At 72.5% G+C, this 13637-nt stretch carries 14 protein-coding genes; 6 read left to right on the forward strand and 8 right to left on the reverse strand.

Features of this window, described 5'->3' with window-relative positions:
- Positions 1-3 precede the first annotated feature (3 nt).
- The 3 genes from paaC to paaE are packed head-to-tail and all read left to right on the forward strand — an operon-like array spanning position 4 to position 2452.
- The gene (paaC, locus tag NI25_RS35805; protein WP_061446456.1) at positions 4-831 is read left to right on the forward strand and encodes a 1,2-phenylacetyl-CoA epoxidase subunit PaaC; all 828 of its coding nucleotides are present in this window, start codon (positions 4-6) and stop codon (positions 829-831) included.
- Positions 825-1346 (forward strand): 1,2-phenylacetyl-CoA epoxidase subunit PaaD, encoded by a 522-nt coding sequence (gene paaD / locus NI25_RS35810; protein WP_061446457.1) that lies wholly within the window; start codon positions 825-827, stop codon positions 1344-1346. The genes paaC and paaD overlap by 7 nt, the downstream gene beginning before the upstream one ends.
- Positions 1346-2452 (forward strand): 1,2-phenylacetyl-CoA epoxidase subunit PaaE, encoded by a 1107-nt coding sequence (gene paaE, locus NI25_RS35815; RefSeq protein WP_061446458.1) that lies wholly within the window; start codon positions 1346-1348, stop codon positions 2450-2452. Before paaD ends, paaE begins: the two co-directional genes overlap by 1 nt.
- Before the next feature lie 22 nt (positions 2453-2474).
- On the opposite strand, the gene NI25_RS35820 is transcribed toward paaE, so the two are convergent.
- Positions 2475-3692: an alginate lyase family protein gene (locus NI25_RS35820; protein WP_061446459.1), complete on the reverse strand. Its 1218-nt coding sequence runs from the start codon at positions 3690-3692 to the stop codon at positions 2475-2477.
- A gap of 265 nt (positions 3693-3957) precedes the next feature.
- On the opposite strand from NI25_RS35820, the gene NI25_RS35825 reads away from it, so the two are divergent.
- Positions 3958-5436, forward strand: coding sequence for a DUF6351 family protein (locus NI25_RS35825; RefSeq protein ID WP_061446460.1), 1479 nt, complete (start codon positions 3958-3960; stop codon positions 5434-5436).
- On the opposite strand, the gene NI25_RS35830 is transcribed toward NI25_RS35825, so the two are convergent.
- Both NI25_RS35830 and NI25_RS35835 read right to left on the reverse strand, forming a co-directional pair.
- On the reverse strand, positions 5437-6339 hold the full coding sequence (locus NI25_RS35830) for an aminoglycoside phosphotransferase family protein (protein WP_061447245.1): 903 nt from the start codon (positions 6337-6339) through the stop codon (positions 5437-5439).
- A 74-nt stretch (positions 6340-6413) separates the two neighbouring features.
- A complete protein-coding gene (locus NI25_RS35835) occupies positions 6414-6995 on the reverse strand; it encodes a tellurite resistance TerB family protein (protein ID WP_061446461.1) in 582 nt (193 codons plus the stop codon).
- Between the two features lie 269 nt (positions 6996-7264).
- Between NI25_RS35835 and NI25_RS35840 the strand changes: the two genes are divergently transcribed.
- Entirely contained in the window at positions 7265-7672 is a 408-nt protein-coding gene (locus tag NI25_RS35840) for a RidA family protein (protein WP_061446462.1), read from the forward strand.
- A 79-nt stretch (positions 7673-7751) separates the two neighbouring features.
- On the opposite strand, the gene NI25_RS35845 is transcribed toward NI25_RS35840, so the two are convergent.
- The gene (locus NI25_RS35845) at positions 7752-8090 is read right to left on the reverse strand and encodes a hypothetical protein (protein WP_061446463.1); all 339 of its coding nucleotides are present in this window, start codon (positions 8088-8090) and stop codon (positions 7752-7754) included.
- Positions 8091-8265: 175 nt separating this feature from the next.
- Here NI25_RS35845 and NI25_RS35850 point away from each other — a divergent pair, with 175 nt between their 5' ends.
- Positions 8266-9195, forward strand: coding sequence for a GNAT family N-acetyltransferase (locus NI25_RS35850; protein WP_061446464.1), 930 nt, complete (start codon positions 8266-8268; stop codon positions 9193-9195).
- A 50-nt stretch (positions 9196-9245) separates the two neighbouring features.
- Here NI25_RS35850 and NI25_RS35855 read toward each other — a convergent pair whose 3' ends face one another.
- The 4 genes from NI25_RS35855 to NI25_RS35870 all read right to left on the reverse strand — a co-directional run bounded on the left by NI25_RS35855 (position 9246) and on the right by NI25_RS35870 (position 13553).
- Entirely contained in the window at positions 9246-9896 is a 651-nt protein-coding gene (locus tag NI25_RS35855; RefSeq protein WP_061446465.1) for a GntR family transcriptional regulator, read from the reverse strand.
- Positions 9897-10020: 124 nt separating this feature from the next.
- Positions 10021-10746 (reverse strand): aspartate/glutamate racemase family protein, encoded by a 726-nt coding sequence (locus tag NI25_RS35860; protein ID WP_061446466.1) that lies wholly within the window; start codon positions 10744-10746, stop codon positions 10021-10023.
- 110 nt (positions 10747-10856) lie between these two features.
- Positions 10857-12344 (reverse strand): NCS1 family nucleobase:cation symporter-1, encoded by a 1488-nt coding sequence (locus tag NI25_RS35865; protein ID WP_061446467.1) that lies wholly within the window; start codon positions 12342-12344, stop codon positions 10857-10859.
- A 165-nt stretch (positions 12345-12509) separates the two neighbouring features.
- A complete protein-coding gene (locus tag NI25_RS35870) occupies positions 12510-13553 on the reverse strand; it encodes a LacI family DNA-binding transcriptional regulator (RefSeq protein ID WP_061446468.1) in 1044 nt (347 codons plus the stop codon).
- Positions 13554-13637: the final 84 nt, after the last annotated feature.

The following is a 13637-nucleotide window of genomic DNA, read 5'->3' on the forward strand; positions in this document are numbered from 1 at the left end:
GGCATGAGTGACGACCACGTCTACCTCACCCTGGCCGAGGGGCACGAGGACGACACCCGCTGGGCCTACGGCACCGGCTTCGAGGACCCGCTGCACGGCGTCGCCACCACCGTGCCCGAGGGCGTCGACGCCGGTGCGCTGGCCGCGGACTGCGTGGCGCTCGCCGACGACGCCCTGGTGAGCGCCCAGCGGCTCGCCGAGTGGGTCACCCGGGCGCCGGAGCTGGAGGAGGAGGTGGCGCTGGCCAACATCGGCCTCGACCTCCTCGGCCAGGCCCGCCTGCTCTACTCCCGCGCCGGCCAGGTGGACGGCACCGGCCGGGACGAGGACGCCTACGCCTACTTCCGCGAGGCCGACGACTTCCGCAACGTACGCCTGGCCGAACTCCCCGGCGGCGACTTCGCGTTCACGGTCGTGCGGCTGCTGGTGCTCTCCAGCTGGCGCCTCGCCCACTTCCGGCGGCTCGAGACCCACCCGGACCCGGTACTCGCCGCGGTCGCCGCCAAGGGCGTCAAGGAGCTGGCCTACCACCGGCAGTACGCCGCCGAGTGGTGCGTGCGCCTGGGCGACGGCACGGACGAGTCCCACCGGAGGATGCGCGCCGCGCTGGACGAGGTCGCCCCCTACCTCGGCGAGCTGCACACGGCGTACGACGTCCGGGACGAGGTCGCCGACGACCTGCGCCAGGTCACCGAGGCCGCCGGACTGCCGCTCCCGGTCTACCGCCCACTGCCCGGCTCGGGCCGCGCCGGCGAGCACACCGAACACCTGGCGCCGCTCCTGACCGAGCTGCAGGGCGTCGCCCGCGCCCACCCGGAGGCGACGTGGTGACCGGCATCCCCGCCCCCCTGGACGCCGCCCGCCGCGCCCGGCACGTCGCCGAGCAGGTGCCCGACCCCGAGCTGCCCATGCTCACCCTCGCCGACCTCGGCGTCCTGCGCGACGTCGAGGTCGGCGAGGACGGCACCGTGGTCGCCGGGCTCACCCCCACCTACTCGGGCTGCCCCGCCATGGCCGAGATGCGGGCGGACGTCGCCGCGCGACTGCGGGCGGCGGGGTACGCGCGCGTGGAGATCCGCACCGTCCTGGACCCGCCCTGGACCAGCGACTGGATCACCGAGGCGGGCCGCCGCAAGCTCGCCGAGCACGGCATCGCCCCGCCCGGGGCCGCACCCCGGGGCGGTCCCGTCCCCCTCGTCCTGTCGCCCACCCGGCCGGCCGTGCCCTGTCCCCGCTGCGGCTCGGCGGACACCGAGGAGACCTCCCGCTTCGCCGCCACGTCCTGCAAGGCGCTGTGGCGCTGCCGGGCCTGCCGCGAGCCGTTCGAGTACGTCAAGGAGATCTGATGGCCCCGACCGCCCCCGTCCCGGCGGCCCCGGTGCGCACCCGCCGCCGGCCCGCCTTCCACACCCTGCGCGTCGCCGCCGTCGAGCGGCTGTGCGCGGACGCCGCGGCCGTGAGCTTCGAGATCCCCGACGAGCTGGCCGGGGAGTTCGCCTTCGCGCCCGGCCAGTCGCTCACCCTGCGGCGCGAGGTGGACGGCCGGGACGAGCGCCGCTCCTACTCGATCTGCGCACCGGCCGGCGCGGCGCCGCGCATCGGGGTGCGGGTGGTGCCGGGCGGACTGTTCTCGGCGTGGCTGGTCAACGACGTGCGACCGGGCGACTCCGTGGAGGTGATGGCCCCCACCGGCCTCTTCACTCCCGACCTGACCACCCCCGGCCACCACGTCCTGATCGCGGCCGGCTCGGGCATCACGCCGATGGTGTCCATCGCCGAGTCGGTGCTCGCCGCCGACGACCGCTCCACCGTCACCCTCTTCTACGGCAACCGCCGCACGGACACGGTGATGTTCGCCGACGAGCTGGCCGACCTGAAGGACCTCCACCCCACCCGTTTCCACCTCGCCCACGTGCTCTCCCGTGAACCCCGCGAGGCCGAGGTGCTCTCCGGGCGTCTGGACGCCGGCCGGCTCTCCGCACTCGTCGACTCCCTGCTGGACGTCGACAGCGTGGACCACTGGTGGCTGTGCGGCCCGCAGGGCATGGTCGCCGGCGCCCAGCAGGTCCTGGCCGGCCTCGGCGTCCCGGCGGAGCGCGTCCACCGGGAACTGTTCTTCGCCGACGACGAGCCCGTGCGGGAGGTCCACCACGAGGAGAGCGGCCCCGAGGGCCCCGTCAGCGAGGTCACCGTCACCCTGGACGGCCGCTCCACGACCGCACCGCTCTCCCGGGAGCGGTCGGTCCTCGACGGGGCCCAGCAGACCCGCCCCGACCTGCCCTTCGCCTGCAAGGGCGGGGTCTGCGGGACCTGCCGGGCCCTGGTCACCGACGGCAGCGTCGACATGCGCCGCAACTACGCGCTCGAGGCGGCCGAGGTCGACGCGGGCTACGTCCTGACCTGCCAGTCGTACCCGGTCTCCGACAAGCTGACCGTGGACTACGACAGCTGACCGGGCGTCGCACACCGTCCACTCAGGCGGGGTTGTCGCCGTGGGTGAGGGTCTCCCAGGCGACGAAGAGGTTGTTCGTGCCCGAGGGGCGGGTGCGCTCTGTCAGGGCCTGGGTGTTGGTCATGGCGAAGCCGAGGCGGTTGTGCATGGCGTTGTAGCCGACCTCGGTGACCGGGCCCAGGCCGAGGTCGAGTTCGCCGCCGCACAGCCAACTCGGGGCCACGGCGCCCTGCTCGTACCTGGCCTGGAAGCCGAGCGCCTGCCGCAGCCGCTCGCCGACGTCGGTGCCGTACAGGTCCTGCCCCTGGATCCGGCTGGTCTCGGCGACGTGCGAGATGGACGAGATGCCGTATCCGGTGTGGGTGAAGTCCCGGCAGGTCTCCTGGGTGAGGCCGGTGACGAAGACGGACTGGCCCTGCCAGTACCTGACGATCTCTTCCCTGGTGTCGAGGTGCTGGCTCGGGACGGTCTTCGGCAGGTCCCCGTCGGACTCCAGGTACACATAGGCGGCCGTGCGGGTGCGGAACCTGGCCATGGCCCGGTCGTAGGACGCCCTGTCCTCCAGGAAGACGGAGATGCCGACGGCGGCCTCCGTCATCGTCAGCTCCCAGTTGCCGTTCGAGTTCGACCCGTTGATGACCTCGGGCAGGTACACGTCGCGGAGCATGGTGGCGAAGCGGCCGGAGTTCGCCCACGTTCCGGTGTACGTGTACTTGATGATCTCGGCGGCCTTGGGCCATGAGGAGCCCGCCCAGCCCGTCTGCAGCGGGGCGTTGCTGTTGGTGTGGTCCCGGATCACGGCGGACCACGCGTCCATCAGCTCGATCGACTTGCGGGCGTAGCGCTCGTCACGGGTGATGTACCAGGCCAGCGCGTTGGTGTAGGCCGCGATCGCGTCTTCGCGCTCGTCGGTGCAGCCGTGGTTCGGGTTGGAGTAGGAACCGCACTCGACCACCGCGCGGGGCTTCGGGGTGCGGTTCGGGTCGGCGTACCTGCTCGCCGTCATCCGGTCGAAGGCGCCCTTCCAGAGCTGGGCCCCGGCCTCGACCTTGGCACGGGCGAAGTCGAGTTGGCCCCGGGAGACGGTGACTCCGGGATGCGTGAACGCAGCCGGTGCGGCGTCCGCGCGGGGAGCGGTCGCCCCGGGTCCGGCCAGCAGGGTGCCGACGAGCGCGGCGGTGACGGTCGCGAGGAGGGCGGCGCGGGATCTGCGGTGGCGGTGCGTCGGAGCAGAGGACATGTGGGGGGTCCATCCGTTCAAGTATGTGAACGCTGAGTGGTGTTCTGAACGTTCGGCTGGGCGGTGACGATAGGTAGAGACCAATGGGCCGTCAAGAGGGCACGCAGGAGGGGTCCGAAGGCCCGGAGCGGGCGGAGCGGGCGAACACTATGAACGCAACGGCGGAAGGGGTGGCTCCGGCTCCGGAGGGTTCCTAACATCCCGGCTCGCAGCGCAACTTCGCGCCGGTCCGCAGCACCGGCGCACCACCCACAGGAGCCGCACCTTGCCCACGCCCCACGCTCCCGCGCACGACACCAGGCCCGCCCACCGCAGAAGCCGCCCGGCGGTGGTGGCCGCCGCACTCGCCACCCTTCTCCTCGGCACTCTCGGCAACGTCTCCGCGACCCCCGCACGGGCCGCGGCGGAGCCGGGGAGCGGGCAGCCGGCGGCCGCCGACTGCCCGCCCGCCCTCGCGCAGAAGGCCACCTGCTACACCGGACGGGACGCCAACGGCGCCTACTACGCGATGGCGGTGCCCCATCGCTGGAACGGCTCGCTCGTCGTGCACGCCCACGGCGGCCCCGACCTCGGTGACGCCTCCGACCCGGCCCGCAGCACCGAGGACCTGGAACGCTGGGCGGTGATGGTCGACCAGGGGTACGCCTGGGCCGGCTCCTCCTACCGGCGCGGCGGCTACGGGGCCCGTATGGCGGCCGCCGACACCGAGAACGTGCGCCGCCTGTTCACCGACCGGTTCGGCCGGCCGCAACACACCTACCTGCACGGTCAGTCCTGGGGCGGGAACGTCGCCGCCAAGGTCGCCGAGACGTACGGCCGGCGGCCCGGCGCCTACGACGGGGTGCTGCTGACCAACGGTGTGCTCGGCGGCGGTTCGCGCGGCTACGACTACCGAGTGGACCTGCGGGTGGTCTACCAGTACTACTGCCACAACCATCCGCGCCCGGCCGAACCGCAGTACCCGCTGTGGCAGGGCCTGCGCCCGGGCTCCGCCATGACGACCGCCGGTCTGCGCGCCCGCCTCCAGGAGTGCACCGGCTACGCCTCCGAGCCGGCCGACCGGACCGCGCTGCAGCAGCGCAACCTCGACGACATCCTCGGCGTCACGGGCATCCCCGAGCGCACCCTGGAGTCACATCTGCGGTTCGCCACCTTCACCTTCCGGGACATCGTGACCAACCGGCTCGACGGGCGGAACCCCTTCGGCAACCGGGGCGTGCACTACACGGGTTCGCACGACGACAAGGCGCTCAACGCCGGTGTCGAGCGCTTCTCGGCCGATCCCACCGCACGCCGTGACCTTTCCTGGGACAGCGACCTCACCGGCAAGGTCTCCCTCCCCGTCCTCACCCTCCACGCCATCGACGACCCGACGGCCTTCGTGGAGCACGAGGCGGCCTACCGCGCCACCCTCCGAGGGGCCGGCCGGGAGGGGAACCTCGTCCAGACCTTCACGCGGGAACACGAGCACAGCTCGCTGAGCGACTCCGAGTACGCCGGCTCCATATCGGCGCTGGACACCTGGGTGCGCACCGGCCGCAGGCCGAGCCCGCGTTCGATCGCCGCCTCCTGCGGCACCTTCGACGCCACCTACGGCGAGGGCTGCTTCTACGACCCCGGCTTCCGTCCCTCGCCGTACGCCTCACGGGTGCGGCCCCGTCCGGGCGGCCTCGCCTGGCCTGCCATGACGGCAGCTCAGGAGCGGGCGTGGAGCAGGATCGAGGGCGTGGGGATCGCGCCCTAGTCAGCCGCTCTCGCTCAGTACCTCCCGGATCACGTGGCGGGCGTTGCCGGCCATCGCGGGGTTGGTCTTGCGGTAGTACGGCAGGGCGATCAGCGCCTGGGAGAGGGTGCGGCCCCGGCCGCGCCGCCAGGTCGCCCCGTCCACGCCGAGTGCCTCGCGGAAGACCTCTCGCGCACCGGCCGGCAGCAGATTCCAGGCAGGGAAGAGGTCGCAGGCCGGATCGCCCACGCCCGTGCACCCGAAGTCGATCACCGCGGACAGTCTGCCGCCGGTCACCAGCAGGTTGCCCGGCATCAGGTCCGCGTGCAGCCACCGGGGCGGCCCGTCCCAGGCCGGGGCGCGCAACGAGTCCTGCCACACCTCGGTCAGGGCGTCGCAGTCGGCGCCCTCCTCGGGCAGGCCGCGCAGGGCGTCGAGAGCGGCCCGCGTGGCGGCGTCGAGCGTGGCGAGCGGCCCGCCGCGGTACGCCTGCGGCGCGTTCGGCAGGGTGATGCCGCGCATCGCCGTCACGAAGCCGGCCAGATCCACCGCCAGCGACTCCGGGTCCGTCAGCCTCCCGGCCTCCGGGAGCTCTCCGGGCAGCCACCGGTAGACCGACCAGGGCCACGGGTAGCCCTCCGCCGGCGCGCCTTCCCCGAGGACCTCGGGTACGGCGGTGGGCAGCAGCGGCGACAGCCGGGGCAGCCACTCCCGCTCCGTCGTCACGTCCGCCACGCCGCCTTCGGCCAGCGGCAGCCGTACGACCATGTCCTCGCCGAGGCGGTACATCGCGTTGACCGTGCCCCCGGAGGGATGGCGCCCGAGGGGCAGCCCCGCCCACTGCGGGAACTGCCCCTCGACCAGCCGCCGTACGAGGCGGTCGTCGAGGCCGTACGGGCCCCGGTGCGTCTGCCCTGAACTCATGGGCGCCATCGGACCCTTCCGCGCCGACGGCCGTCAACCGTCTTATCGGGCGCCGGCCGGGGGAGTGACCGGGATCAGACGCCGAACTCCGAGGGCGGGATGTCGAGCGCGGTGCAGGCCTCGCGGATCGCGTACTGCTCGGACGGCTCGAAGGTGCCGTCGGCCCCGGCGACGACCATGCCGGTCTGGACGACGGCACGGGCCTCCGCGGGCTTCTTGGCGGCCTTGGCGATCACCTGGAGGGCCTCGGCCCTGCCCTGTTCGAAGTTGGCGAGGAGCCGGTCCACATGCTGGTTGAACCGCTGGCGGAGCTGGTCCGCCGGGAAGTTCTGCAGCACCTCGTTGGAGACGATCAGCTCCTCCACACGCTGCCGCTCCGAAGGCTCCACCCGTCCGTCCGCGGCGGCCACCAGCGCGCACATGGCCATACTGGCGTCCCGGTAGGCGCCGCTCTTGAGCTCGTTCTTGGCGGAGGCGAGCTGGGACTTGAACATCCCGATCAGCTGGGCCTTGGAGCCGCCGCCGGAGGACGAGCCCGGCCTGCCGCCTCCCAGGGGGCCGCCGTGCGATCCCTGCCCCGATCCGCTCGCTCCCCGGGCGCCCTGGGACTGCTGGAAGGTCTTGGCCTGGTCCTTGATCTTGTCCCACATCGCCACTCGTGCCACCTCGGCTTCTGTCGCTGCGTACCGGTCTGTCCTCGGCCGCGATTCCCGCGGTCATCACGATGAACGCGCCCGGGAACCACAGGGTTCCCGAAAGGCAAAGGAAAGGCAAAGAGGCGGACGTCGTGGCCACTTGCCGGTGAGCCGCACGGTCACCTTCTGGTTCCCGAGTCACCGGAAAGTGCGTTCTTCCCTGTTCGCGCCCACTCTCCTACGGTTCCCGAGTAACCACAGGAGAGTGCGAAAGCAAGGAGGCAGAAAACATGGCCGTCACCCTGGTGAACCCCGGCGGGCTGCCGGAGATCGACGTGTACCGGCAGGTGTCGATCGCGTCCGGAGCCAAGCTGGTCTTCGTCGCCGGGCAGGTCGCCTGGGACGCCGACGGCGTCACCGTCGGCGAAGGGGACCTGGCCGCGCAGACCGAGCAGTGCTACCTCAACGTCGCCACCGCCCTGGCGGCGGCCGGGGCGTCCTTCGCCGACGTGGCGAAGCTGAACGTCCACGTCGTCGACTGGACCCCCGACAAGATGCCCCTCCTGCTGGACGGCATCGCACGGGCGGCCGCGAGGCTGGGGGTGACCCCGGCGGCCCCGGCCACCCTGCTGGGCGTCGCGGCACTCGACGTGCCCGAGCACCTGATCGAGGTCGAGGCCACCGCGGTCGTCGGCTGAACGGCCGCCGCTGCGTTCATCGCGGACCCCCGCCCGCGCTCCGGCGGCGGGCCCGTACGGCACGCGCCCGTCGCCGCGCCTACTGGGATGCGGGGCGGGCGCGGCCCTGGTCCGGCGCGCCCGTGTGCCGACGGCAGGACGCGTCGTGCCGCGTACCCAGAGAGGTCCACCACCGCTCGCAGCAGTCCACGGGGACGGGCACGGCGCCGGGGCGGGCCGGGCGCCCGGCCCGCCCCGCCAGGAGGAGCCCGCGACGGTGCAGCGCGCCCTCACGCGCGGCGCACCAGGCGAACACGGCGGCGGCGTACAGGCCGGGCAGGGCGAGCCACGGATGGTGGGCGGCCGCGTATCCGGCGGAGGCGAGAAGGAGCACGGCGGCGGCACGGCACGCACGGGCGGTGCGCAGGCTCGGCGTCACAGGGGACTCCCGTGGGTCGGCGGAGGAGAAGGCCTCGGGCCCTCCGTATGCCCCCGGTTCGCCGTCCTACGTCCCCGCGTCATGTCTTTCGCGTACGTTCCCAGGCCCCGTCCTTCCCCCGCGCCGGCGGATATTCCGTTGCGGTCACCCGTCGCCGTCCCCGAACCTGCTCCTCATGCCCCCTGCCGACCTGCGTCCGGCCACGCTCGCCGACGCGCCCGCCGTCACCGCACTCCTCAACGAGATAGACCGGATCGAGATCGGCCGCCCCGAGACCGACCAGCACACCGTCGAGGCCGATCTGAAGCACCCGCGCACGGACCTGACCCGGGACTCGTGGCTCGCCTTCGACGACGGCCGGCTGGTGGCGTACGGACTGCTGTGGGACGACTCCGGCGCAGAGCGCGTCGACATCGACCACTACGTGCTGCCCGACCACCAGCGGGCCGGGCTGGACATGCTGGCCGCCATGGAGGCCCGCGCCCTGGCCGTGGCACGGGCGAACGGCGCGGAGCGTGCCGTCGTCCACCTCCACCTCAACGCCCGGCCCACGATCGACACCGCGCTCCTCACCGGGCGCGGCTGGAGTGTCGTGCGCACCTACCACGTACTGCGCCGCCCGCTGGACCCGGCGGCCGACCTCCCGCCCGAGGTTCCCGCCGGTGTGCGGGTGCGGGCGTGCACCACGGAGGCGGACCGCCTCAAGGTGCACGAGCTGTACCAGCGGTCGTTCGCCCGGCACTTCGACTTCCAGCCGCGCGAGTACCGGCTGTGGCTGGCCGACATCGACGCCGCGGGGCTGGACTGGTCCCTGGTGTGGATCGCCGGAACCGACGACCTGGGCGACGCCGGATTCCTGCTGGCCCGGGACGACCGCGAGGCCATGGGCTGGATCCGCAGCATCGGCGTGCTGCGCGAGGCCCGCGGCCGGGGCCTCGGCGGCTTCCTCCTGCGCCACGCCTTCGCGCACTTCGCCGCGCGGGGCAGGGACACGGTGGGCCTCGGCGTGGACACCGCCAACGCGACGGGAGCCCCGCGGCTGTACGGCCGCAACGGCATGACGGTCCACTTCGCGGTCGACACGTGGGAGGCCGTGATCGCCTGACGCCGGCGATTCAGCCGCGGGGACGACCTCGCGGGCCGGGCACCCAGAGGCTAGGACCGATCCTGCGCGTGGTGGCCGAGGGCCGCGGTGCGGCTCGTCGCCAGATGGTGCAGGACCAGCTCCTGGACGCGGTCCACGTCGCGGGCCGCGATGGCCTGGTAGAGGGCCTCGTGTTCCAGGGCGACGGCGAGCAGGTCGTCGTGCTGGCCCAGGAGCCAGCGCAGCCGGCTGCGCAGGACCCGCTCCAGTTCGTTGAGCAGCTCGTTGGCGGCCAGCGAGACGACCGTCTCGTGGAAGTCGGCGGCCGCCCGGCGGGCCCGGACCGCGTCGTCGGCGCGGGCCGCGTCGAGTTCGGCGTCCACCGTCGCACGCAGCCGCTCCAGACCCTCCCGCGTGTGCCGTTGGGCGGCGAGCCGGAACCCCAGGGTCTCCAGGCCCGAGCGGACCTCGTCCAGGTCGGCGATGTCGCTCGTGGTGAACTCCCGCACCACCGCCCAGCTCCGCGGCCTCGGTGTCACCAGACCCTCCGACACCAGGATCTTGAGGGCCTCGCGGACGGGGAGCCGGCTCACCCCGAGGGACTCGGCCAGCTCCCGTTCGACCAGGCGGCTGCCGGGGCTGCGCACACCGTCGATGATCTCGTCGCGCAATTGCCGCGTGACCCGCTCGGACTCGGGCATGAAGCCCTCTGACGCAGCCATCGCCGTCCCTCGTCTGTTCCCGTTCCCCGGCACGCCGACCGCGCCGTGCGGAGCGGCGGTCGGGCGGCCCGTCAGGATACCCCGGGGGCCGCGGGCGGCCGGGGCCGGAGGGCGCGACGCCGGATCAGCCCGCCTGCGGGGGCCAGTTGACGATCCGCTTGGGACGCGGGCGGGCGTAGGTGCGCACCTTGGACGTCGACAGGCCGAGCCTGACCAGGGACTCCGCGACCGTCACGGCCGCGGCCACCCCGTCGACCACGGGGACACCGGTACGCTCCACCACGCGTTCGGCGAGACCGGCCATGCCTCCGCAGCCCAGGCAGATCACCTCGGCCCGGTCGTCCTCGACCGCGCGGGCCGCCTGCTCGGTGATGGCGTCCACGGCGGCCTGTTCGTTCCGTTCCAACTCCAGTACGGCGAGCCCGCTGGCCCGCACCGAGGCGCACCTGGCGCTCAGCCCGGCCACCTCCAGCCGCTCCTCGATCAGCGGGACCGTACGGTCGAGGGTGGTGACGACGGAGTAGCGGCGGCCCAGGTACTGCGCGGTGCTCGCCGCCGCCTCCGTGATGTCGACGACGGGCACGTCGAGCAGCTCCTGGAGCCCTTCGCGCCCGTGTTCGCCGTAGCCGGCCTGGATCACCGCGTCGAACGGCTCCGGATGGGCGCGGACGGCCTCCATCACCGCGACCGCGGCGAGGTAGCTCTCGTAGTTGCCCTCGACGGACTCGGCGCCGAAGGCCGGTGTGAGCGGCACGATCTCGGTGCCCGGGGAGGCCGCGCCGGCCGCCTGCTTGCCGATCGCGTCGGTGATGGACTGCGTGGTGTTGACGTTGACCACGAGGATGCGCATGGGGGCCTGGGCCTTCTGCTCGAACGGGGTGGTTCCGCGACGGGGCGGGCCGGGGGGAGGCACGCGCCGGGGGAAGCGTGTGGAGGGGGCCGGGGGAGGAGCGTGCCGGACTATTCCGCCGCGACGGCGATGGACTCGCCGTCCACGTCACGGAACAGGGACGCACGGTCGGCGATCAGCGCGTACAGCGCGGCCGCGATGATCGCCCCGATGAACCAGGAGAACCCGGCCGCGGCGTGGAAGAAGGGGACGAGGGCGACGACGACGGCGATCGCGGCGCTGGGGACGAAGGCGGCGACGGCGCGCGGGTTGTAGCCGCGACGGTAGTGGTACTCGGCGCCGGCGTCCTCCGTGTAGAGGGCCGGCACGTTCACGCGGGACCTGCGCAGCAGCCAGTAGTCCGCCATGATCACGCCGAAGAGGGGGCCGAGCAGCGCGCCGAGCCCGCCGAGGAAGTAGTTGACGACGACCGGGCTGTTGTAGAGGTTCCAGGGCGTGATGACCAGGCCGAGGACCGCGCTCACCAGTCCCGCGCGGCGGAAGTCGAGCCGGTGCGGGAAGAGGTCGACCAGGGCGTAGATGGGTGCGACGAAGTTGGCCAGCAGGTTGACCGCCACCGTCAGTGCGATGAGGCACAGCGAGGCGACGGCGAGCAGGAACATGTTGGGGATGGTCCGGACGATGTCCGTCGGACTGGTGATCACATGCCCGTCGAGGGTGAACTGGGCTCCGCTGAGAACGGCCACGATGACGGCGAAGAAGAGCATGTTCACCGGGATGCCGATCACGTTGCCGCGCACGATGGAGCCGCGGCTGCGCGCGGACCGGGTGAAGTCGCAGAAGTTCAGTACGAACGTCCCGTAGATCACCACCCACAGGGCGGCGGCCTGGAGCACCTGGAGCCACATCGCGCCGCCGGTGAGCGGGTCGTCGATCGACACGGAGACCGACCCGTCGGCCCGGACGAACATCCACACCGCCAGGGCGCACATCGTGAGCAGGGTGGTGGGCGCCGCGAAAGCCATGTACCGGCGGATCATCTGCATCCCGTAGCTGACGATGAGCACCTGGAGGGCCCACAGCGCCAGGAAGGTGATCCAGCCGAGTGTCGACTGGCCGAGCAGCGAGTTCGTGTCCAGGGAGGCCAGGGAGGGGAACATGGCGACCAGGAGAGCGCTCAGTACGGCGGAGGCCAGATACGTCTGGATACCAAACCAGGCGATGGCCACGGCGCCCCGGACGGCCGCCGGAACCTTCGCTCCCCTGATGCCGAACGCGATGCGGCTCATGACGGGGAACGGCACCCCCGTCTTGTGTCCCATGAACCCGGACAGCGTGAGCAGGAGGAACAGCAGGACCGAGGCGAGCGCGAAGGCGGCGAGGATGCCCCACACGTTCAGGCCGAGGGCGAACAGCCCGATGGCGAAGGCGTAATTGCCCAGGCTGTGCACGTCGTTGGCCCAGAGTGTGAAGACGTTGTAGGCGCCCCAGCGGCGCCCTTCCCGCTTCGTCGGGGCCAGGTCGTAGGTGTAGAGGCCGGAGCTGGTGGCGGTGTCGCCGGTCCGGGCGGACGAGCGGCGGTCTTCCAGGGCAGTCATACGGGACTCCTGGGATCAGGTGCGGGGAGTTGGAGGCTTTCACAAAGCGGAAGCGGCTTTCCGGTGAACAGAACGTAGTTTTGCCCAAAGCGCACCGTCAAGGGGTCTGCGGAAAATGGAATACCATTTTTGGGGCCGCCGGCAGCCCTGTGAGCCACTCCCGTCTCAGTGCCGCCCGGAGCCCTCCGTGCTCTCCCGCAGGACGAGCCGGTGATCCACCACGAGATCCTGGGGTGCCTGCGCCTCCGACTCCGCACCGTCCGGCGCCGTCGCCTCCTCGATGCGGTGCTGGAGCAGCTGCACGGCGACCCTGGCCACCGCCGCCTTGTCCGGAGCCACCGTGCTCAGCGTCGGAACGCTGAACCGCCCGCCCTCCACGTCGTCGAAGCCGATGACGGCGACGTCCTCGGGCACCTTCACACCGTGCTCGTGCAGGGCGCGCAGCGCACCCAGTGCCAGCTGGTCGTTGAGGCAGAGCAGCGCGTCCGGCCGCGCACCCGCCGCGAGCGCCCGCGCCACGGCCTGCGCACCGTCGGGCATCCGGAAGGAGCCGACCGGAAGCAGGGCGGCCGGATCGTAGGCGATGCCCGCCTCCGACAGGGCCGCCCGATAACCCCGGGTGCGGGCCTGGGCCGTCCCGAGTCCCGCGTCGTCGCGCCCGCCGACGGCGAGGATGGTGCGGCGCCCGAGCCCGATCAGATGGCGTGTCGCCTCACGCGCCGCGCCCTCGTTGTCGATGGCCACATGGTCGGCACCCTCCTCGAGGAGCTCCCCGAGCAGCACCGTGGGCGGGAAGCCCGCGCGGTCCCGCAGGTCGTCGGCGGTCAGCGCGAGCGGACTGAGGATGATCCCGTCCACGAAGGTGGAGCCGAACCCGGCCAGCGCCGCCAGTTCGTGGGCGCGGTCCGCGCCGGACTGATGGATGAGGACGGTCAGGGACCGTTCCTCCGCCGCGCGGACGACATGCCGGGCCAGCTCCGCGAAGTACGGTATGTCCAGTTCCGGGACGACGAGCGCGATGATGCCGGTCCTGCCCCTGCGCAGATGACGGCCGGCCAGGTTCACCCGGTAGCCGAGGTGCTCGATGGCCTCGCGCACCACCTGCCTGGTCCGGTCGGAGACATGGGCGTAGTCGTTGATGACATTGGACACCGTCTTCTCCGACACGCCCGCATGACGTGCGACGTCCTTGATCCTGGGCCGTGCCACCGAGACCTCCCTGGCTCTTTCGCGCTGCCCGAGTCTATGTCCCGGCACGGCGGAGGACGGCGGTGCCGGGACGGCGGTGCGGGC

The sequence above is a fragment of the Streptomyces sp. CCM_MD2014 genome (assembly GCF_000772045.1).
Classification (GTDB): Bacteria; Actinomycetota; Actinomycetes; order Streptomycetales; family Streptomycetaceae; genus Streptomyces; species Streptomyces salinarius.